The sequence below is a fragment of the Cupriavidus sp. a3 genome (assembly GCF_051015765.1).
Lineage (GTDB): Bacteria > Pseudomonadota > Gammaproteobacteria > Burkholderiales > Burkholderiaceae > Cupriavidus > Cupriavidus oxalaticus_A.
The window spans coordinates 977,023-995,523 of record NZ_CP170643.1; the positions used below are offsets into that span (position 1 = coordinate 977,023).

17 protein-coding genes are annotated in these 18,501 nt (G+C 68.8%); 7 read left to right on the forward strand and 10 right to left on the reverse strand.

Going from position 1 to position 18,501, the window contains the following annotated elements:
- The first annotated feature begins 50 nt into the window (after positions 1-50).
- From ACAD63_RS04630 to msrA, 3 genes are all read left to right on the forward strand, one after another.
- Positions 51-1,304: an acyl-CoA dehydrogenase family protein gene (locus ACAD63_RS04630; RefSeq protein WP_133092403.1), complete on the forward strand. Its 1,254-nt coding sequence runs from the start codon at positions 51-53 to the stop codon at positions 1,302-1,304.
- Entirely contained in the window at positions 1,301-2,866 is a 1,566-nt protein-coding gene (locus ACAD63_RS04635) for a class I adenylate-forming enzyme family protein (RefSeq protein ID WP_434033497.1), read from the forward strand. The genes ACAD63_RS04630 and ACAD63_RS04635 overlap by 4 nt, the downstream gene beginning before the upstream one ends.
- Before the next feature lie 109 nt (positions 2,867-2,975).
- The gene (gene msrA, locus ACAD63_RS04640; protein ID WP_133092401.1) at positions 2,976-3,518 is read left to right on the forward strand and encodes a peptide-methionine (S)-S-oxide reductase MsrA; all 543 of its coding nucleotides are present in this window, start codon (positions 2,976-2,978) and stop codon (positions 3,516-3,518) included.
- A gap of 7 nt (positions 3,519-3,525) precedes the next feature.
- Here the strand turns inward: msrA and ACAD63_RS04645 are convergent, their stop codons facing one another.
- The 5 genes from ACAD63_RS04645 to ACAD63_RS04665 all read right to left on the reverse strand — a co-directional run bounded on the left by ACAD63_RS04645 (position 3,526) and on the right by ACAD63_RS04665 (position 10,724).
- Positions 3,526-4,560 (reverse strand): DUF72 domain-containing protein, encoded by a 1,035-nt coding sequence (locus tag ACAD63_RS04645; RefSeq protein WP_434033498.1) that lies wholly within the window; start codon positions 4,558-4,560, stop codon positions 3,526-3,528.
- Between the two features lie 27 nt (positions 4,561-4,587).
- Positions 4,588-5,829 (reverse strand): SAM-dependent methyltransferase, encoded by a 1,242-nt coding sequence (locus ACAD63_RS04650; RefSeq protein ID WP_133092399.1) that lies wholly within the window; start codon positions 5,827-5,829, stop codon positions 4,588-4,590.
- 212 nt (positions 5,830-6,041) lie between these two features.
- The gene (gene pdxH / locus ACAD63_RS04655; RefSeq protein ID WP_133092398.1) at positions 6,042-6,680 is read right to left on the reverse strand and encodes a pyridoxamine 5'-phosphate oxidase; all 639 of its coding nucleotides are present in this window, start codon (positions 6,678-6,680) and stop codon (positions 6,042-6,044) included.
- A 158-nt stretch (positions 6,681-6,838) separates the two neighbouring features.
- Positions 6,839-8,029 (reverse strand): MFS transporter, encoded by a 1,191-nt coding sequence (locus ACAD63_RS04660; protein ID WP_434033499.1) that lies wholly within the window; start codon positions 8,027-8,029, stop codon positions 6,839-6,841.
- 337 nt (positions 8,030-8,366) lie between these two features.
- Positions 8,367-10,724, reverse strand: coding sequence for an AsmA family protein (locus ACAD63_RS04665; RefSeq protein ID WP_135705676.1), 2,358 nt, complete (start codon positions 10,722-10,724; stop codon positions 8,367-8,369).
- Positions 10,725-10,960: 236 nt separating this feature from the next.
- Here ACAD63_RS04665 and tcdA point away from each other — a divergent pair, with 236 nt between their 5' ends.
- The gene (gene tcdA, locus ACAD63_RS04670; RefSeq protein WP_243736723.1) at positions 10,961-11,866 is read left to right on the forward strand and encodes a tRNA cyclic N6-threonylcarbamoyladenosine(37) synthase TcdA; all 906 of its coding nucleotides are present in this window, start codon (positions 10,961-10,963) and stop codon (positions 11,864-11,866) included.
- A 30-nt stretch (positions 11,867-11,896) separates the two neighbouring features.
- Here tcdA and ACAD63_RS04675 read toward each other — a convergent pair whose 3' ends face one another.
- On the reverse strand, positions 11,897-12,475 hold the full coding sequence (locus ACAD63_RS04675) for an AAA family ATPase (RefSeq protein WP_133092395.1): 579 nt from the start codon (positions 12,473-12,475) through the stop codon (positions 11,897-11,899).
- 136 nt (positions 12,476-12,611) lie between these two features.
- On the opposite strand from ACAD63_RS04675, the gene ACAD63_RS04680 reads away from it, so the two are divergent.
- The gene (locus ACAD63_RS04680) at positions 12,612-13,052 is read left to right on the forward strand and encodes a bacteriohemerythrin (protein WP_133092394.1); all 441 of its coding nucleotides are present in this window, start codon (positions 12,612-12,614) and stop codon (positions 13,050-13,052) included.
- A 26-nt stretch (positions 13,053-13,078) separates the two neighbouring features.
- Here the strand turns inward: ACAD63_RS04680 and ACAD63_RS04685 are convergent, their stop codons facing one another.
- Together ACAD63_RS04685 and trxA are read right to left on the reverse strand one after the other, a co-directional pair.
- Entirely contained in the window at positions 13,079-13,456 is a 378-nt protein-coding gene (locus ACAD63_RS04685) for a cupin domain-containing protein (protein ID WP_434033500.1), read from the reverse strand.
- Between the two features lie 16 nt (positions 13,457-13,472).
- The gene (trxA, locus tag ACAD63_RS04690) at positions 13,473-14,318 is read right to left on the reverse strand and encodes a thioredoxin (protein WP_133092392.1); all 846 of its coding nucleotides are present in this window, start codon (positions 14,316-14,318) and stop codon (positions 13,473-13,475) included.
- Between the two features lie 199 nt (positions 14,319-14,517).
- Between trxA and ACAD63_RS04695 the strand changes: the two genes are divergently transcribed.
- On the forward strand, positions 14,518-16,233 hold the full coding sequence (locus ACAD63_RS04695; protein ID WP_135705674.1) for a long-chain fatty acid--CoA ligase: 1,716 nt from the start codon (positions 14,518-14,520) through the stop codon (positions 16,231-16,233).
- A 64-nt stretch (positions 16,234-16,297) separates the two neighbouring features.
- Here ACAD63_RS04695 and ACAD63_RS04700 read toward each other — a convergent pair whose 3' ends face one another.
- Positions 16,298-17,095: an ankyrin repeat domain-containing protein gene (locus ACAD63_RS04700; protein WP_434033501.1), complete on the reverse strand. Its 798-nt coding sequence runs from the start codon at positions 17,093-17,095 to the stop codon at positions 16,298-16,300.
- 17 nt (positions 17,096-17,112) lie between these two features.
- Positions 17,113-17,892: a gamma-glutamylcyclotransferase gene (locus ACAD63_RS04705; RefSeq protein WP_434033502.1), complete on the reverse strand. Its 780-nt coding sequence runs from the start codon at positions 17,890-17,892 to the stop codon at positions 17,113-17,115.
- 267 nt (positions 17,893-18,159) lie between these two features.
- Here ACAD63_RS04705 and ACAD63_RS04710 point away from each other — a divergent pair, with 267 nt between their 5' ends.
- Positions 18,160-18,480 carry a hypothetical protein gene (locus ACAD63_RS04710; RefSeq protein WP_133097387.1) on the forward strand — a complete coding sequence of 107 codons (321 nt, stop codon included), beginning with the start codon at positions 18,160-18,162 and terminating at the stop codon, positions 18,478-18,480.
- Positions 18,481-18,501 lie beyond the last annotated feature (21 nt).

Consider the following 18,501-nt stretch of genomic DNA (forward strand, 5'->3'; position numbering starts at 1 on the left):
CCAGATCAACGGCGCAGGTCCATATCGGCCCGCGCCAAGGAGACCGCGACATGCCTTCCGGCCAGCTCGACTTCATTCCTGCCGTTGGTACGGCGGATTTCACCCCGCGCCAGGCGCGCCTGCTGGCGCTGGCCAACCGCCTGGGCCGCGAACGCTTTGCCGCGCGCGCTGCCACCTGGGACCGCGAGGCCAGCTTTCCGTTCGCCAACTACGACGACCTGCGCGAGGCCGGCCTGCTGGCGCTGTGCGTGCCGGAAGCCTTCGGCGGCGAGGGCGCGGACTTTGCCACCTATTGCATGGTGGGCGCCGAGATCGGCCGCTTCTGCGGCGCCACGGCGCTGACGTACAACATGCATATCTGCTCGACCATGTGGACCGGCACGCTGTCCGATGGCATCGAGATGACGCCCGGACAGCGCGCCGAGCACGAGGCCCGCCGCGCGCTGCATTTCGCACGCGTGGTGCGCGACGGCGCGGTCTACGCGCAGCCGTTTTCCGAAGGCTCGGCGGCGGCCGCCGGCAAGGCGCCGTTCGGCACCACCGCGCGCAAGGTCGAAGGCGGCTGGGTGCTGAATGGCCGCAAGATCTTCGCCTCGCTGTCGGGCGCGGCCGACTACTACGGCATTCTCTGCACCGAGGACCGCGGCGACCAGCATCCCGACATGCGCGATACCCTCTATATCGCCGTGCCGGGCAAGGCCGACGGCCTCACCGTCACCGGCGAATGGGATCCGATGGGCATGCGCGGCACGGTCTCGCGCACGCTGCTGCTCAAGGACGTGTTCGTGCCAGACCAGGAGCAGCTGATGCCGCGCGGGGTCTACTACCGCGCCGCGCAGACCTGGCCGGCCATGTTCTTCACGCTGTCGCCGACCTACCTCGGCGTGGCGCAGGCCGCCTACGACTTCACCGTGCAGTACCTGCGTGGCGAGGTGCCGGGCCAGCCGCCGGTCAAGCGCCGCATGTACCCGACCAAGCAGATCGCGGTGGCGCAGATGCGCATCCAGCTGGAGAGCATGCGCTCGATCTTCTGGCGCGTGATCCATGAAGCGAAGCCGAACCCTTCCAAGGACGAGCGCCTGCGCCTCTACGCCGCGCACTACACCGTGATGGAAGGCGCCAACGATATCGCGCGGCTGGCGATCCGAACCTGTGGCGGGCAGTCGATGCTCAAGGACCTGCCGCTGGAGCGCCTGTACCGCGATTCGCGCTGCGGCGCGCTGATGCTGCCCTGGACCGCCGAACTGATCCTGGACCGCATGGGCCGCGAAACGCTGTATGAATCCGGCGAGCGCGACGAATGAGCGGCGCCCGCCCTGGCCCTGGCCCCTCCCGTCCCGGTGCCGCCGGACTCGGCGCGCTGCCGGCCATGCTGTGGGCGCATGCCGAGGCGGCGCCGCAGCGGCCCGCACTGCATTACCTCGGCCGCACCTTCAGCTACGGCAAGCTGTGGCGCCGCGTGGAGCGCGCCAGCGCCCACCTGGCGGCGACATGGGCCATCCGCCCCGGCGACCGGGTCGGCACGCTGTGCCTGAACCATGAATTGCAGCTGGTGCTGCTGTTCGCCTGCGCGCGGGTCGGGGCGATGTTCGTGCCGCTGAACTACCGGCTCGCCGCGGCCGAGCTGCATGCCATCGCCGGCCATGCGCAGCTGGCGCTGCTGTTCCACGATGACGCGCATGCCGCGCTGGCGCTGGAGGCCGGCGCCAGCCAGTGCCGGCTGGCGCATCTGGAACGCATCATCGATCACCCGGCGCCGGCCGTCGCCAGCTTCCCGCACGTTGCCGGCGACGCGCCGCTGCTGCTGGCCTACACCTCGGGCACTACCGGCAAGCCCAAGGGCGCGGTGCATACGCAGGCCGGGCTGCTGGCCAATGCGCGCGCCAGCTGGTGGGCGCACGGCATGACGCCGGACGATCACGTGCTGTCGGTGCTGCCGGCCTTCCATGTCGGCGGCCTGTGCATCCAGACGCTGCCGGCGCTGCTGGCCGGTGCGCAGGTGACGCTGCATGACCGTTTCGCGCCCGGCGCGTGGCTGGCGTCGGTCGCGCAAGCGCGCCCGAGCCTGGCGCTGATGGTGCCGGCCACGCTGCGCGCGGTGCTGGAGCATCCCGGCTGGGACGGCGCCGACCTGTCGCCGCTGCGCGGCGTGATGGCCGGCTCCTCGACCATCCCACGGTCGTATATCGACGCGTTCCACGCGCGCGGCGTGCCGCTCGGCCAGGTCTATGGCGCGACCGAGACCGGACCGGTGTCGGTGGTGCTGAAGCTGGAAGACGCGATGGCGCGGCCCGGCTATGCCGGCTGGCCGGTGCCGGAGGTGACGGTGCGGCTGGCTGGCGCGGATGGTCCCTGCGGCGCCGAGGTAGCGCAGGGCGAAGTCGGCGAATTGTGGGTGCGCGGCGCCAACGTCATGGCCGGATACTGGAACCAGCCCGCCGATGGCCTGCCCGGCGGCTGGTTCCGCTCCGGCGACCTGGCCCACCGCGATGCCGACGGCTGCATCGAGGTGGTCGGCCGCAGCAAGGACATGATCATTTCCGGGGGCGAGAACATCTATCCGGCCGAGATCGAGAATGTGCTGCTCGGCCTGCCCGGCGTGCAGGAGTGCGCAGTGGTGGGGGTGGCCGACGCGCGCTGGGGCGAGGTGCCGGTGGCGGTGATCGTGCCGGCGCCGGGCGCCGACCGCGCGCCGCTGGCCCCGGCGCCGGTGCGCGAGGCGCTGGCCGCCCGTATCGCCCGCTTCAAGCTGCCGCGCGAGGTGGTGCTGCTAGACGACCTGCCGCGCAGCGCGCTGGGCAAGGTGATGAAGCCCCAGTTGCGGGCGCTGCTGGAATCGCAACGCCAAGGCGACCACGCCGGCTGACACGGCAGTCCAGCCGCATGGCCGATGCGCGCACGCCCGTCTGCGCTTATGCTTGAGGTCCGTGACACCGGACAACCATAGACATAGACCAGCCAAGGGAGCGGCGCACATGGAACAACGATTTGATACGGCCACGCTGGGGGGCGGGTGCTTCTGGTGCCTGGAGGCGGTCTACCAGCAGGTCAAGGGGGTAGTCGCGGTGGAGTCGGGCTATACCGGCGGCCATGTGGATCATCCGACCTACCAGCAGGTGTGCGAGGGCGATACCGGCCACGCCGAAGTGGTGCGCGTCACTTTCGACCCGTCCGTGATCACTTTCCGCGAGATCGTCGAGATCTTCTTTGCCATCCACGACCCGACCACGCCGGACCGGCAGGGCAACGACGTCGGGCCGCAATACCGCTCGGTCATTTTCACGCACTCGGAAGCGCAGCGCGCCGTCGCCGAGTACGTAATGCGCGAACTGGCCACGGCCAAGGTCTTCGATGCCCCGATCGTCACCCAGGTCGAGCCCGAGCAGCCGTACTGGCGCGCGGAAGAGGGCCACCAGAACTACTTCCAGGACCACCCGAGCCAGGGCTACTGCGCCTTCGTGATCTCGCCCAAGCTGGCCAAGTTCCGCAAGCAGTTCGCCGCCAAGCTGCGGGTGTAGCGGACGCTTACAGCCGTGCGGCGATGGCCTCGGCCATTCGCACGATGCTCAGCGGCGCGCAGCCTTCGGCATTGTTGCTGACGATGACGATGGCGGGCTGGCCGGCGCGCAGGGTGCCCGCCACGACGTCGGCGATGGCATCGCGCGTGCCGGGATCGTCGTCGACGATGCGGTCGAAGGGCGCGTACAGCTTCTCGGCATACGCGTAGGGCCTGCCCGCATGCAGCATCCAGCGCAGCAGCAGCGGCCCGGGGCCGGCTTCATCCATCAAGGCCTGCGCTGCGGCCTGGCGCGGCACCGCCGGCAGGCGGTCGCGCGCCGACAGGCAGAAGCGCGCGCCGTGGCGGCGCAGCAGCTTGATATAGCGCGGCGTCAGCAGCGCCGGGTCGCGCAGCTCGACGGCATAGCAGGCATGCGGCGTGATGGACGGGTCCAGCGGCGGCAGCGCGCCCAGGAACGCGTCGAGCCGCTCCAGGAATACGCCGCTGTCCGCCAGGCTGCCCATCGGCGACAGCTGGAACAGCAGCGGCCCGCATTTGCCGCCGAGGCCGGCGCTCGCCGGGGCGATGAAGTCGCGCACCGCGATCTCCGCGTCCAGGAACGCCGCGTTGGCGAGCCGGCCGGCGCCGTCCGAGCCGCGCAGCCAGGCGTCGCAGACGCTGGCTGGCGCCTTGACCACGAAGCGGAAGCCATCCGGCACTTGCGCCGCGTAGGAAAGGTAGTCGGCCAGCGGGATCGGCCCGTAGAAGCCGCGATCGATCCCCGCCGCGCGCAGCAGCGGATGGCGCGAGTATGCGGCCAGTCCCTTGCGCGACAGCATGCTGTCGCCGTACTCGCCGTCGTAGACCAGCTGGTTCCAGCCGGGGTATGCCCACGACGAGGTGCCGAAGTAAAGGCTGGCGGGCAGGCGCGCCGACAGCGCGCGCAGTGCCTCGTCCATCGGCGCGGGTTGCACGCCCTGGGCACGGACGGACTTTGCGGGAGGGGCGGGAGCTTGTTGCGGGGCGGGCACGGGCAGCCCGCCAAAGAGGTCTTCAGTCAATCGCTTCGGTTTCGGGTTCGGTATCGTTCAGTCGTTGCGCCCGATGGGCTGCTCATAAATATAGCGGCGCGACCAAGGCACCGTGCCCGACGACATCCCGGCCTTGTGGCAGACCACCTGGTAGATCGACATCTTGTCGGTCTCGAAGGCATGCGAGCAGCCGGCCAGGTACACGCGCCAGATGCGGTACTTCTTCTCGCCGACCATATCGCGGATGGTTTCGCCCTTTGCCTCGAAATTATCGGCCCAGTGGCGCAAAGTCTGCGCGTAGTGGCGGCGCAGCAGTTCCACGTCGATCGCCTCCAGGCCGCCTTGCTCCAGCGTCTTCAGCACCAGCCCGATGTGCGGCAGTTCTCCTTGCGGGAACACGTAGCGGTCCATGAACTCGGCGCCGTCCATCGGCGTCTGGCCGTTGTCGGGATCGGGCGAGGTGATGCCGTGGTTCATCGCGTAGCCGTCATCGGCCAGCAGTTCGCGCATGCGGCGGAAATATCCAGGCAGGTTGTCCTTGCCCACGTGCTCGAACATGCCGACGCTGGTGATACGGTCGAAGGTGCCGGTGGTGTCGCGGTAATCCTGCAGCCGGATCTCGATGCGGTCGGACAGTCCTGCCGCCCTGACGCGCTCGGCGGCCAGGTCAAACTGGTTCTGCGACAGCGTGATGCCCACGCAGCGCGCCCCGTACTTCTGCGCGGCGCGCAGCACCAGCGCACCCCAGCCGCAGCCGATGTCCAGCAGCGTCTGCCCGGGCTGCAGCCGGATCTTGGTCAGGATATGGTCGATTTTCTTCAGCTGCGCGGTGGCCAGGTCCTCGTCGCCGTTCTCGAAATAGGCGCACGAATACACCATGTTGGGATCGAGCCAGAGCTTGTAGAAGTCGTTGGAAACGTCGTAGTGGTACTGGATCGATTCCCTGTCTTTCTGCCTGGTGTGCGAGAAATGCTGCGCCACCCTGGCCAGCGCGCCGCCGGCGCGCCGCGTGGCGGCCGCCGACAGGCCGTAGCCGACCTTGATGATGTCGGCCAGCCTGCCGTCAAAGTCGATCTTGCCCTGCACGTAGGCCTCGCCCAGGTTGTCCAGGCTTGGCGTCAGCAGCAGCGGCAGTGCCGCGGCCTCGCGCACGGTCAGCGTGACCTGCGGCTTGTCGAAATGGCCCAAGGCATATTCGGTGCCATTCCACAGGCGCAAGCAGACCGGCAGGTTGGCATTGTCACGCAGGTCGGCGATCCAGTTGTCGAGTTGCTTTTCCAGGGCTTGCTTGAAAAACATGCGCTTTACCTCCCGATGGTTGCGGCACGCGCTCGACCGGTCCTCCGGACAAGGCAGGTACTGCCCCGAGCCTTGACCCGAGTCCGTCGCGAGCGCTTGCGTAAAAATCACCAAGCGACGCCAGTCCCACTTTAGTCGAATTCCGCGGGCAGTGCAGCGCACCCTCGGGAAGCCCCCGGGACAGACCCGTCCGGACCTCCGTGGCCAGCGCGTCAGGGCGAAAGGCGCACGATCTGCCAGGCACCGCCCGGCTGGACGCGATAGGCGATGCGGTCATGCAGGCGCGAAGGGCGCCCCTGCCAGAATTCCATCGCGGTCGGCACCAGCCTGTAGCCGCCCCAGTGCGGCGGGCGCGGCGGGTTGTCGCCGAACTTGCTGCGGTATTCCAGCTCGCGCTGCTCAAGCACGTCGCGGCCGGGCACTTCGCGGCTTTGTTCGGAAGCCCACGCGCCCACGCGCGAGCCGAGGGGGCGCGAGGCGAAATAGGCGTCGCTCTCGTCGTCGGCAACTTTTTCGACGATGCCTTCCACGCGCACCTGGCGCTCCAGCTGTACCCAGTGGAACAGCAGCGCGGCGCGCGGGTTTGCCGCCAGGTCCAGCCCCTTGCGGCTCTCGTAGTTGGTGAAGAAGGTGAAGCCGCGGTCGTCGATGCCCTTGAGCAGCACGATGCGCGCGGAAGGCTGGCCATCGGCGCCGACAGTGGCCAGCGTCATGGCATTGGGTTCGGGCAGCTTGGCCGTGACCGCCTCGTCGAACCAGCGCTTGAACTGGCTCATCGGGTCGGGGGCCACGTCGGTTTCGGACAGCGAGCCCAGGACATAGGTACGGCGGAGGTCGGCGAGTTGAGTCATGGCACAATCATCGGAGAATCGGTCGGGATGCGCGGCGGGCCCCGGGGGCGAGGGCGCAGGTCCGGCTGATTCGAGTATAGCGAATGCTTCGCGGGCCGCATTTGCGCGCCGGCAAGGCGTGCGGGCGGCGTCACAGTGGACAGGGCGCGCGCCGGGGCTCAAGCCGGCGGCAGCGCCCGGCGTCCCTGGCGCCGCGAGTAGTAACCGGCCACGCCCATGGCTCCGGCCATCGACAGGAAGATTGGCAGCATGCCAAGCGCCGTGCCGACCACGCCGAAGGTCAGCGGCCACACTACCTGGCTGGTATTGAGCACCGCGGAGCGCAGGCCCAGCGCCTCGCCCGCGCGCCCGTGCGGCGACACCGTGTGCAGGATGTTCATGACATTGGGCTGCGCGCTGCCCAGCGCCAGCCCGAGCACGAAGGCCAGCCCGCACATCAGCCAGAAATGCGTGACGAACGGGTAGGCCAGGTAGGCCAGAGCGCCCACCAGCAGCGCGGTGCGGATGATCTTCCACTCCGACAGGCGGCGCGACACCAGCGGCATCGCCACGCGGATAATCAGCGTGGCAATGGCGAAGGCGCCCAGCACCCAGCCGATCGACGACGGCGACAATCCGATGCGCGAGCCCTGGATCGGGATCAGGAAGGCATGCAGGTCCCAGGCCGCCGACAGCACCGCGCTGGCGACAAAGACGGCGCGCAGCTCGGGATACTGCAGCAGGTCCAGCGTGGAGCGGCGGCTGCCGTCCTCGATGGCGATGCGGCCGGCATTGCCGCCCTGCGCCGGCAGCCGCGGGCGCACCCACTGCAGGCCGGCCTGGCCGACCAGCGCCACCCCGACCAGCACGGTAAAAGCGGGGCGGAATCCGGCATGCTCGATGACGTAGCCCATCGCCACCGGCCCCAGCGTGCCCGACACCGACAGCCCGAGCGCGTGCCAGGTGTAATTGCGCAGCCGCGTCTCGTTGGTCGAGACCTGGCCGATCAGCAACTGCATTGCCACCTGGACCAGCATGAAGCCCACGCCGATCAGCGCGCACGACAGGTACAGCGCATCCAGTTCATGCCACAGCGCCGGCAGCAGCGTGCCGGCCACTAGCATCAGCGAGCCGGCGGTCATCGGCTTGCGTGGACCGATCTCGTCGATGCGCTTGCCGGCGCGGATCGCGAGCAGCATCGGCAGCAGCGCATACAGCGACATCAGCACGCCGAGCGTGACTGTGGAAGCCTTGAGGGAAATCGCGAAGAGCGACACCACCACGCGGCTGGCGTTGAATGCCACGTGGTTGCACACCGTCAGCGCGATCAGCCAGGTGATCGGCGGGACGGCGGTGTGCGGCAGCGACATGGGGGCGGGCGAGTGGCGTCGTGGGGCCGCGCTCGTGGGCGGCCGGCGGCCGTGCCGAGGCGGACAACAAAAAACGAAAACAAGCGGAAACAAAGGGCGGCCGCAGCCGCGCCTTCCGAAGAATGCGAACGGGCGAACCCGCCTCGCATCCGATGCTTGCCATGCTTAAACTTCTTGTAAATGGCCGTTTAATTATGCGCCGCATGTGGGCGAGTTACAACGGCAATCTGCGACGGGATGTCGCAGCCGGCGGAAGTGTTGCTGTTTCGCTTCAGACAACTGCAGACATGTCGCCACGCGGCGACATTCCCGGCAAGGCGCCGGGGTGTCCATTGGCTCAGCCGCCCTTGTATAGCGCCGCGTCGTTGTCCGGGCGCAATGGCTTGCGCGCTTCGCGCTCTGGCGGGGGCGACCGGTGTGCAGGGCGGCCGGCCTGCGCCTCGGCCTGTGCGGCGGTGCCGGGCGTTTCCGGCGGGATCGGCTTGCCTGCGGTCATGCCCGCGGTACCGCCGGCCTTTGGATCCTTATAGGTCTTGCCGGGAGGCGGCGCGAGCGGGCGCTTGCGCAGGTCGGCCAGCAGTGTGGCGCACTTGCTGCTGTCGCCGCCGGGCGACAGGTCCACCAGCGGCAGTACCGCGGTGGCGACCGGCGCCACCAGGGCGAGCGACAGCGCCCCGCCGGCGCGCAGCGCCAGCACGCCGATGTCGGGGCTGACGGTCGGCTTCTTCATGGTTCCGCCCACGTACAGCGGCGAGCGCAGGGAAAAGATGCGCAGGCCCTTGGAGTCCGGATGGATCGTCAGCGCCAGCCGCTCGCTGCGCAGGTCGATGCCGCCGGTGGTCACGATGACGGCATCGTCGGTATCGAGCACGAAGGTGCGCGCGCGTGCGATGCCATTGGTAAAGGCAAAGTCACTGACGCCGCAGTTGATCTGCACCGGCCGGTCGCCGAACAGCTTGTTGATCACCAGGCTGCCCACGTTCAGGCCGATCGCTTCCAGGATGAACTTGCTGACGGTGCCGTTCTCTACCAGCAGCTTGGCCTCGCCGTTGGATGTTCCCAGCAGTGTCCCGACCGAATTGCCGGTGGCGGACAGCCTGGCGCTGCCATTGAGTTCGCCGATGCTGGCGCGCATCAGGTCGATGGTGGGAAACAGCTGCTTGAGCTTCATGTGGCGCGCGGTCATGTCGACCATCGCGCCCATTGGCTCGCGCTTGCCGTCCAGGCGCACGTTCGACACGAGGTTGCCGCCGGCCACGCCGAAGTTGAGCGGATCGAGCAGCAGCACGCCATCCTGCAGCTTCAGGTGAGTGACCAGGTTGGTGATGGGCAGGTCCGCGTCGCGGATGATGCGCTTGCCAGTGAAGTGCACGTCGGCATCGATCTTGTCCCAGCGCTCGGTACGGAACGGCGCCACCGGCAGGGCCTTGTCGGGCGGCTGCCGCACCGGGCTGTCCTTGGCCGGTTGCCCGGGCTTGGCGTCGGCGCCGATCAGCGGCGCCAGGTCGACGAAGCGCAGCTGGTTCGACTGCAGGGTGCCGGCCAGCAGCGGGCGCGGCTCGCGCTTGGTGAAGGTCAGCGTGCCGGACAGGTCGCTGCCGCCGACACGGCCGGTGAACTTCTGGTACTCGTAGATCGAGCCTTCCTTGCGCAGCGTGGCCATCAGCCGGCCGCGGGTTTCATAGGGTGGGGTCGACGGCAGCACCACGCCGGTGAGCGCATATAGCTTGGCCATGCTGTCGCCGGCCAGCGTCAGGTGGACGTCGACCGCGGCCAGGTGGGCGGGATTGGTCACGGTGCCTTCGATGAGCGCGCGCGTGGTGCCCACGCGCACATCGGCCAGGAACGGGAACGGCACATCGGTATTGCGCAGGCTCAGCACGGTGCCTGCCTTGCCGCTGGCATTGATGGTGGCATCGTTGTAGCGGCCGGTGGCTTTCCAGCGCAAGCCGTAGCGGTCGTTGCCGGCGGTGGCCGAGGCGGGCGGACCCGATGCAGACGGCGCCGAGGCGGACGGCGGGGACGTTGCCGACGGCGCGGATGCCGCCGCACCGCTGGCGGGTGGCCCGGGCGGCACGGCGGAAGCCTGCGGCCCGACCAGCGCGCCGTCGCGCGCCTTGTCATAGAGCGGGTTGTCGCCGATGGTGTCGAGCTGGGCCTGCAACTCGATCTTCTTGAACTGGTCGGCCAGCGCCAGGTTGCCGCGCGCCAGCACTACTTCGCCAATATCCAGCTCCCATTTTGACGGGCCTTTCTTGGGGCCGAACTCGAGCGTCCAGTTGTTGCGCGAATCGGCCAGCCGCTCCAGCCAGACCGCGGGGCTGTCGACGACGATGGTGGGCACGGCGATCTGGTGCGCCAGCAGCGGGATCGGGCGCAGTACGAAGATCAGTTCGCGCACGGTGGCGAGGTGGGGCTGGCTGGCCCAGTCGGTATTGGCGATGGTGATGTCTCGAGCCGACAACCGCGGCCACGGCACCAGCGTATGCCAGCCGGTCTCGCCCTCGCCGCGGCGCCAGGTCACGGTAAGGTCGCCGTTGATGGCAAAGGGACGGCCGATGGCCTCGGAAACCTTGTCGTTGAGCCAGGGTTTGACGCGGTTCCAGTCGAAGGTCAGGAACAGGATGACCAGCAGCGCGATCAGCGCGATCGGTGTCAGCACACTCCACAGGACGACCTTGCGGCGCATGGGCATGAGGGGGGCTCCTCTATGGCGGGGCAGGTCCGCTGGTACCGGCCGGCCCGAAAGGCCTGGTGGGGGCTTGCCGGGCCTTGCGTAGGGCGGCGAACGGACCACTGCAGGTCTATTGTATAGTTGCGCGCTTTCCGTCTTTGTCGGGGATTGGCTGACATCGCCGCCGGATAATGCCGGTTTTTTCTGCCGGCGCGGCCCCGGCCGCGGCCGCCTCGTCCCCACTCCGAGCCCTCAGCATGAACGATGCCGCACACCCCTTGCCTGGCGAGCTTCCCGGAGACCTCCCCGGTCATCTGCCTGGCCTGCCCGAGCCGCTGACCCACGAAAGCCCGGCCGACGACGACTACCACCGCCGCTTCGGCGGCGTCGCGCGGCTGTATGGCGCTGCCGGGCTGGCACGGCTTGAGGCGGCCCATGTGTGCGTGGTCGGCATCGGCGGCGTGGGCAGCTGGGCCGCCGAGGCGCTGGCGCGCAACGCGGTCGGCCGCATCACGCTGATCGACCTCGACCATATCGCGCTGTCCAACACCAACCGGCAGGTCCACGCGCTGGGCGATGCCTACGGGCGCGCCAAGGTCGAGGCCATGGCCGAGCGCATCGTCGCCATCAACCCGCGCTGCCGGGTGACGCAGGTCGACGACTTCGTCACCACCGACAACGTGCCCGCGCTGCTCGGCGCCGGCTATGACTACGTGATCGACGCCATCGACGCCGTGCGCGTCAAGACTGAAATGCTCGGCTGGGCGCGGCGCCAGGGCGTGCCGGTGATCACCTGCGGCGGCGCCGGCGGCCAGCTCGATCCCACGCGCGTGCGCATCGACGACCTGGCGCGCACGATCCAGGACCCGCTGCTGTCCAAGGTGCGCGCCGGGCTGCGCAAGCAGTGGGGTTTCACGCGCGACCCCAAGAAGAAGTTCGGCATTGCCGCGGTCTATTCCGACGAGCCGCTGCAGTATCCGGAGCCTGAGCAGCAGGCCTGCGAGATCGACGAGGCGCCGCCGCACGATGGGCACGCCGGCCATCCGGTTGCGAGCGGGCCGCAGGGGCTGGCCTGCGCGGGCTTCGGCTCGTCGGTGGCGGTGACGGCCGTGTTCGGCTTCGTGGCGGCGTCGGCGGCGATCGGCGCGATCGTGCGCGGCTAAGGCCGCACAGCGTCAGCCGCCGCACAACGTTCAGGCGCTCAACGCGCGCAGCAGGCCGTCGACCTCGGCCTCGCCCGGCGCCAGGTTGTCGAAGAAGATCAGTTCGGGATATTCGTCCGCGGTGGGCATGAAGCGCCGCGTGCGGTACGCGTCCCAGTGCTCCAGCTTGTAGGCATCGTTAGGGTTGCCGCGCCGGATGATGCGCGCGTGCGCTTCGTCTTCCGGCAGGTGCACCCAGACGATGCGGACGGTGGTTCCTTGCGGCACCTGCAGCCATTCCGGATCGTTCAGCAGGTGGGCGCGAATCTCGCGCGACAGCGGGCCGATCACCAGTACGCTGATGCCCAGCGCCAGGTTTTCCCGCGCGGTATCGAGCAGGCCCTGGTATTCGGGGTCGCGCAGGTTGTCGAGGTAGGCCGGGCTGTCGCGGTCGTTGGGGTCGCCGGTGATCGCGGCCATGGCAGCGGCGCTGTAGCGGCCGTACAGCGTGTCCTTGTCGAGCAGGCAGAAGGGCTCGCCGGTGGCCTGCATCAGCGGGCCGATCAGGCGGTGGGCAAGGCTGGTCTTGCCGGTGCCGGCATGGCCGCAGAAGAAGATCAGTCGTGGCATGTGCGATAAAGGTGGCGGGCGGGGCGCATACCCCACAGCATACCCGCCCGGCTTGCGCAAGATCAGATGCGGGCCGCGGCGATTCGGTATCCTTGCCGTTCCCCACACGATTTCCCCACGATTGCCGCCGCTCCCCATGGACGCCAAAGACCAGCTTTCCTCCGCCGGCCTGCCCGAAGACCTCCATCTCGGCGAACCGGTCACCGATGCCACCCACGCCGAGTTCGTGCAATTGCTGGCCGCGGTGGCCAGTGCCGACGATGCCGGCTTCCTGGCCGCGATGGACGAGTGGATCGACCATACGCGCCACCATTTCGCGCAGGAAGAACAGTGGATGGAGGCGATGGGTTTCGGCCCGCGCCATTGCCACGCGGGCGAGCACAAGCAGGTGCTGGCCGTGGCCGTCGCCGTGCGCGACAAAGTCCGGACCGACGGCGAATTCGGACTGGGCCGCCGGCTGGTGTCCGAGCTGTCAGGCTGGTTCGACCATCACGTCAAGTCGATGGACACGATGATGGTCGAGCATATGCGCGAGAACGGCTTCACGCTGGTGGAAGGGCCGGCTGAGGCGGCCTGAATCCCCCGAAGCCGGCCGAAGCCAGGTCAGGCAGGCCGCGCCGCGTCGCGGTCGATCACCACGAAATACTTGCGCACCGGCTCCAGCACCTGGAACAGGCCGGTGAAGCCCGCCGGGATCACACAGGCGTCGCCCGGGCCGAACTCGCTGGCCTGGCCGGACTCGCCGCTGATGCGGATGCGGCCGCTGATCACATGGAAGAACTCTTCCTTGCCCGCCGGGAAGGCGATGCGCCACGCGCCGGGCTCGCAGGCCCAGATACCGCAATCGAAATCGCCGTGTTCGGCGCTGTAGTGCGTCCAGGTGGTGCAGTCGGGGTTGCCCGACACCAGGCGGTCGGGCCGCGGGCGGTCGTGGGTCGGGGCGGGTTCGGTCCTGAAATCGATCAGGCGGGGCGTGGACATGGCGCTTGGCTCCCGCTCAGTTCAGCGACGTGCTCAGCTGGCGGCGCCAGCGCGACACCACTTCGGGCCGGTCGGCCAGCATCTCGAATACCGACAGCATGGTCTTGCGGCCGATATCGTCCTCGAAGCCGCGGTCGGTGCGCACGATCGCCAGCAGCTGCTCCAGCGCCGGCTCGTATTGCTGGCGCGCGATCATCAGCCGCGCCAGGTCCAGCCGGGCCGCCAGGTCGCGCGGATCGGCGGCGATGCGGCCGGTGAGGGTGGCCTCATCGGGCAGGCCGGCGGCGTTTTCCATGGCTTCGATGCGCGTGCGCAGGGCGCCGTAGCCATCTTCATGCTCGGCGCGCGGCGAGAGCGCCGCGAATTCCGCCCTGGCCCGGTCGACGGCGTTGCCGTCCAGCAGGAAGCCGATATAGGCCAGCCGCGGGGCGTCGGATTCCGGGTCCGCGGCAATCGCGTCGGCGAACAGGGTCTCGGCGCCGTCGCGGTTGCCGGCGGCGGCCAGTTCCTGCGCCTCGGCCAGCGGCGACCTGGCCTGGCCCGGCGCCAGCCGGCCCAGGAACTCGCGCAGCCCCGATTCCGGCAGCACGCCGGTGAACTGGTCCACGGCCTGGCCGTCGGCGATCGCCACCACATGGGGGATGCTGCGCACGCCGAAATGCGCGGCCAGCTCCTGGTTCTCGTCGACATTGACCTTGACCAGTTTCCAGCTGCCTTCGGCTTCTGCCTCCAGCCGTTCCAGCATCGGACCCAGCGTGCGGCAGGGGCCGCACCAGGGCGCCCAGAAATCGACCAGCACCGGCGCCTGGTGCGAGGCGTCGATCACTTCAGTCTCGAAATTCTGCAGGTTGACGTCGCTCATGAACAATCCTGGAAAGAGGCGGAGATCCCTCTATTGTGAGGGCGAAGGCGCCAAATACAACGGCTGCCCGTTGTGTTCGGCCGTAGCCGCTCGCCGGCGTCCGGGAAAGTCACCGGTTGAAAATAGAACGATCGTTCAGTTATAGTCCTTGACCATACCGACAGACCCGGTCCGAAGACCGACGCACAGGAGACGTTTCATGCAGAACCCAGCTCGCCCGCATTTCCAGTTCTGGCCAAGGCGCCTGCCGACCGCCATCGTGCTGCCCGAGACGTCGCTCTGGTACAACCTGGAAGTGTCCGCGCTGCGCTATGCCGACAAGGCGGCGATCCGCTATTTCGGCAACGCCATCACCTTCCGCGAACTGGAAGCGCAGGCCACCGCGCTGGCCGGATGGCTGCAGCAGAAGGCGGGTGTGAAGAAGGGCGAGCGGGTGCTGCTGTACATGCAGAACTGCCCGCAGTTCATCATCAGCTACTACGCGATCCTGCGCGCTGACGCCGTGGTGGTGCCGGTCAACCCGATGAACCGCGCCGAGGAGTTCAAGCACTACGTCACCGATGCGCAGGCGCGCGTGGCTATCTGCACCGCCGACCTGGCCGCCGGCGTGGACCAGGCCGTGGCGGAACTGGCGCCGGCCGAGCGCCTGCAGCACCTGCTGGTGACGCAGTACGCCGACGCGCTGCCGCCCACGCACGAGCACCCCGAAGACGCGCCGCCCGCGTGGCTGACCACGCCGCACGCGCTGCCCGCCGGCGCGACCGCATGGGCCGAGGCGCTGGCCGCAGGCCTGCAGCCGGGGCCGCATACTGCCGGGCCCGACGACATGGCGGTGATGCCGTACACCTCCGGCACCACCGGCTTTCCCAAGGGCTGCATCCATACGCACCGCTCGGTCATGCACAACATTGTCGGCGGCGCGACCTGGTCGGGTTCGGGCGCCGAGTCGGTGATCCTGTCGGTGCTGCCGCTGTTCCACGTCACCGGCATGCAGTACGGCATGAACGGCCCGATCTACAGCGGCGCCACCGTGGTGATGCTGCCGCGCTGGGACCGCGAGGTGGCCGGCCGCCTGATCTCGCGCTACCAGGTCACGCACTGGACCAATATCCCGACCATGGTGATCGACTTCCTGGCCAGCCCCAACCTGGCGCAGTTCGACCTGTCGAGCCTGCGCTATATCGGCGGCGGCGGCGCGGCCATGCCGCAGGCCGTGGCCGAGCGCCTGCGCGAGCAGTTCGGGCTGCACTACCTGGAAGGCTACGGCCTGTCCGAGACCATGGCGCCGACGCACAGCAACCCGTCGGACCGGCCCAAGCTGCAGTGCCTGGGCGTGCCGACCTTCAACACCGACGCCCGCGTGATCGACCCGGTCACGCTCAGGGAACTGCCGCCCAACGAGATCGGCGAGATCATCGTCAGCGGCCCGCAGGTGTTCAAGGGCTACTGGGGCAAGGAAGACGCCACGCGCGAGTCCTTCATCGAGTTCGAGGGCAAGACCTTCTTCCGCACCGGCGACCTCGGGCGCATGGACGAGGAGGGCTACTACTTCATCACCGACCGCCTCAAGCGCATGATCAACGCGTCGGGCTTCAAGGTATGGCCGGCCGAGGTGGAGAACCTGCTGTACAAGCATCCCGACGTGCAGGAGGCCTGCATCATCGGCACCCGCGACCCGTACCGCGGCGAGACCGTCAAGGCGGTGGTGGTGCTGCGCGCCCATGCCAAGGGCAAGACCACGCCGGACGAGATCATCGATTGGGCCAAGGAGAACATGGCCGCGTACAAGTATCCGCGGGTGGTGGAGTTCGTGGACGCGCTGCCCAAGTCGGGGACCGGCAAGGTGATGTGGCGGCAACTGCAGGAGAGCGAGAACGCGCGAGCCGTGGCAGAGCAGAAGCCCGCGGCGGCCTGATCTGCGCCGCCAGCCTATGCCCGGGGCGGGTTCCCATTGCTGGCGAACCGCCACGGGGCGAGGCTCAATGCCCCCGCACTCGCATCAGCATCTTCACCATCGTCTTGTATCCCCGCTCGCGGGCATGGCGGGTCGGCGTCACGCCTTCGCGGTCGGCCAGGTTGGCGTCGGCGCCGGCATCCAGCAGCAACTGCACCGTTTCCTCGTAGCGCGTGCTGCCATCGCCCAGCACCACCGCTTCAAGCAGAGCCGTCCAGCCCAGGTTGTTGACGTGGTCGACGGCAATGCCCGCTTTCAGCAGCAGCTTGACCACTTCCACATGGCCCTGCTGGCTCGCGCCGATCAGTGCGGTGCCGTCGTAGCGGTCGGTGCTGGACAGGTCCGCGCCATGCGCCAGCGCCAGCCGGACGATCTCGGCCTGGCCACTGGTGGCGGCCAGCAGGAACGGGCTGTTGGCGTCGGCGTCCTTGTGGTTCACGTCCGCGCCGGCCAGCATCAGCATCCGCGCGACTTCGACGTGGCGGCTCTGCACGGCGGCCAGCAGCGCGCTGCGCCCGCGTTCGTCGGCTGCGCGCGCGGTGGCGCCCGCGGCCAGCAGGCGCGCCACCATGTCCTGGTCGCCGATGCTGGCGGCGGTGATCAAATTGCGGTCGAGTGCGCTCAGGCCGTCGCTGCGCAGCGGTGCGCGCGCCGTGCCGCGCGGCTGCGCGGCGCCGGGCTGGCTGGCGCCGCCGGCCCCGGGCCGTGCCGCCAGGGTCTGGCCGCCCTGCGCCGCCAGCAGGCTGCCCCCCACCAGCAAGCCCATCAGGCCCAGCATCTCGTTGAGTACCTGTCTGCGGCTGCGGGCGGCGGGGCGCGTCATGGCGGGAACTCCTCGGCTCAGACGGTTTCGCGAGGCCGGGCCGGCAAGGGCGGGACGTCGTCCGTGCGGGTGCCGGCCGCGCCAGCCTGGGCGGCGGCGCTTTCGGCGTCGGCGGCATCGTCCGCCTGGAGCTGGCGCCACAGCCGCCCCAGATAGGGGTCATCGACGCCGTTGGTGGCCAGCCCCAGCAGGGTTTGCTGCAGGTATTCGCGCGCCGGGCCGTACAGTCCGGCGGCGTGGCGAAGCCGCTCGACCACGCTGGTGTCCGGCAGCCGGCCGGCGTAGGACTCGTGCGTGCGGTTCATGACGAAGGCCAGGGCGCGTTGCCCGGGGCCCTGATCGCCATCGGCGCCGGTGCGGATGCGCAGCCAGCGCGGGTGGTACGCGCCGGTCAGCATCTCGCGGCGCCACAGCACGCGGAATTCCTGCTCGACCACGTGGCTGGGGATGCGGAACACCATGCCGTGGCAGCAGCCACCGCGATCCAGGCCCAGTACCAGCCCCGGATTGTCCCAGGTGCCGCGGTTGATGCGGGAGTAGAGGTAGAAGCCGCGGTGGTAGCCATGCACGGTCGCGCGCCGGCGCTCGGTGTGCACCACCATCGGGTTCCAGATCAGGGAGCCATAGCCGAACACCCAGACATCGCCGCCGAGCGCGGGATCTTCGGGCTTGCATGCCAGCGCGTCGCAGAGGGACTGCTCCAGCACGTGCTCGGGCAACAGCGAGGACGCGACCGGGGTACTGCACAGCGAGGTGCGCAGCCGGTCGGATTCGAGGTCCTGTCGCGTAATGGCCATGCTGCAAGCATAAATCAAAGCTGCGTCCCGGGCAGGTGGGGAAAATGACATAACTGCCAGTTTTTCCCGGAAATGCCTGAGCCGGCGGCAGCGGTGTGGGCGCTGGACAACGGTCGCGGCCGCGTGGCGGCCTTGCTACCCGGCGTGATGCCGGATCGATGCATGCACGCGCACGCTTGTCCGCCGTCAGCCCGGAGCGTTTTGCTGGCCCGCGGTGGCGGGCAGTCTTTACAATGGGAGCCTCAATCCGACCAGGAGGAACCTGCGATGGCGCGTACGCTTACGGTGGTGTTCGGCAGCGGCAAGGAGTATGACTTCACGATCGGCGCGGACGAGCTGGCCGCGGTCGGCGAGGATGCGGCGTGGCGCTGGTTCGACCGGGAGTACACCGAACTCGATTGCCAGGCGTCGAGCCCGGTCGGCAAGGTGCTGGTGATCGACAAGATCCTGAACGTCGCCAAGTTTTCCGGAGAAGCGCGCTTCTCCGGCGATCCTGCCTGGGCGCAGGACTATGCGCGCCATGCGGCGCGTCTGCTGGACCGCGACAAGGTCCGCGTCGATGTCGGCAACGCCGCCATCGGTTTCTGAGTCCGCTGAGTCCGCTAACGA

What these genes read in the sequence shown, in the direction of transcription:
- ACAD63_RS04710 (WP_133097387.1), top strand. Translation starts at nt 18,160, where the DNA reads ATGGCGCGTACGCTTACGGTGGTGTTCGGCAGCGGCAAGGAGTATGAC.
- trxA (WP_133092392.1), bottom strand. Translation starts at nt 14,318, where the DNA reads ATGAGCGACGTCAACCTGCAGAATTTCGAGACTGAAGTGATCGACGCC.
- pdxH (WP_133092398.1), bottom strand. Translation starts at nt 6,680, where the DNA reads ATGACTCAACTCGCCGACCTCCGCCGTACCTATGTCCTGGGCTCGCTG.
- msrA (WP_133092401.1), top strand. Translation starts at nt 2,976, where the DNA reads ATGGAACAACGATTTGATACGGCCACGCTGGGGGGCGGGTGCTTCTGG.
- ACAD63_RS04665 (WP_135705676.1), bottom strand. Translation starts at nt 10,724, where the DNA reads ATGCCCATGCGCCGCAAGGTCGTCCTGTGGAGTGTGCTGACACCGATC.
- ACAD63_RS04705 (WP_434033502.1), bottom strand. Translation starts at nt 17,892, where the DNA reads ATGGCCATTACGCGACAGGACCTCGAATCCGACCGGCTGCGCACCTCG.
- ACAD63_RS04635 (WP_434033497.1), top strand. Translation starts at nt 1,301, where the DNA reads ATGAGCGGCGCCCGCCCTGGCCCTGGCCCCTCCCGTCCCGGTGCCGCC.
- ACAD63_RS04700 (WP_434033501.1), bottom strand. Translation starts at nt 17,095, where the DNA reads ATGACGCGCCCCGCCGCCCGCAGCCGCAGACAGGTACTCAACGAGATG.
- ACAD63_RS04685 (WP_434033500.1), bottom strand. Translation starts at nt 13,456, where the DNA reads ATGTCCACGCCCCGCCTGATCGATTTCAGGACCGAACCCGCCCCGACC.
- ACAD63_RS04660 (WP_434033499.1), bottom strand. Translation starts at nt 8,029, where the DNA reads ATGTCGCTGCCGCACACCGCCGTCCCGCCGATCACCTGGCTGATCGCG.
- ACAD63_RS04695 (WP_135705674.1), top strand. Translation starts at nt 14,518, where the DNA reads ATGCAGAACCCAGCTCGCCCGCATTTCCAGTTCTGGCCAAGGCGCCTG.
- ACAD63_RS04630 (WP_133092403.1), top strand. Translation starts at nt 51, where the DNA reads ATGCCTTCCGGCCAGCTCGACTTCATTCCTGCCGTTGGTACGGCGGAT.
- ACAD63_RS04650 (WP_133092399.1), bottom strand. Translation starts at nt 5,829, where the DNA reads ATGTTTTTCAAGCAAGCCCTGGAAAAGCAACTCGACAACTGGATCGCC.
- tcdA (WP_243736723.1), top strand. Translation starts at nt 10,961, where the DNA reads ATGAACGATGCCGCACACCCCTTGCCTGGCGAGCTTCCCGGAGACCTC.
- ACAD63_RS04680 (WP_133092394.1), top strand. Translation starts at nt 12,612, where the DNA reads ATGGACGCCAAAGACCAGCTTTCCTCCGCCGGCCTGCCCGAAGACCTC.
- ACAD63_RS04675 (WP_133092395.1), bottom strand. Translation starts at nt 12,475, where the DNA reads ATGCCACGACTGATCTTCTTCTGCGGCCATGCCGGCACCGGCAAGACC.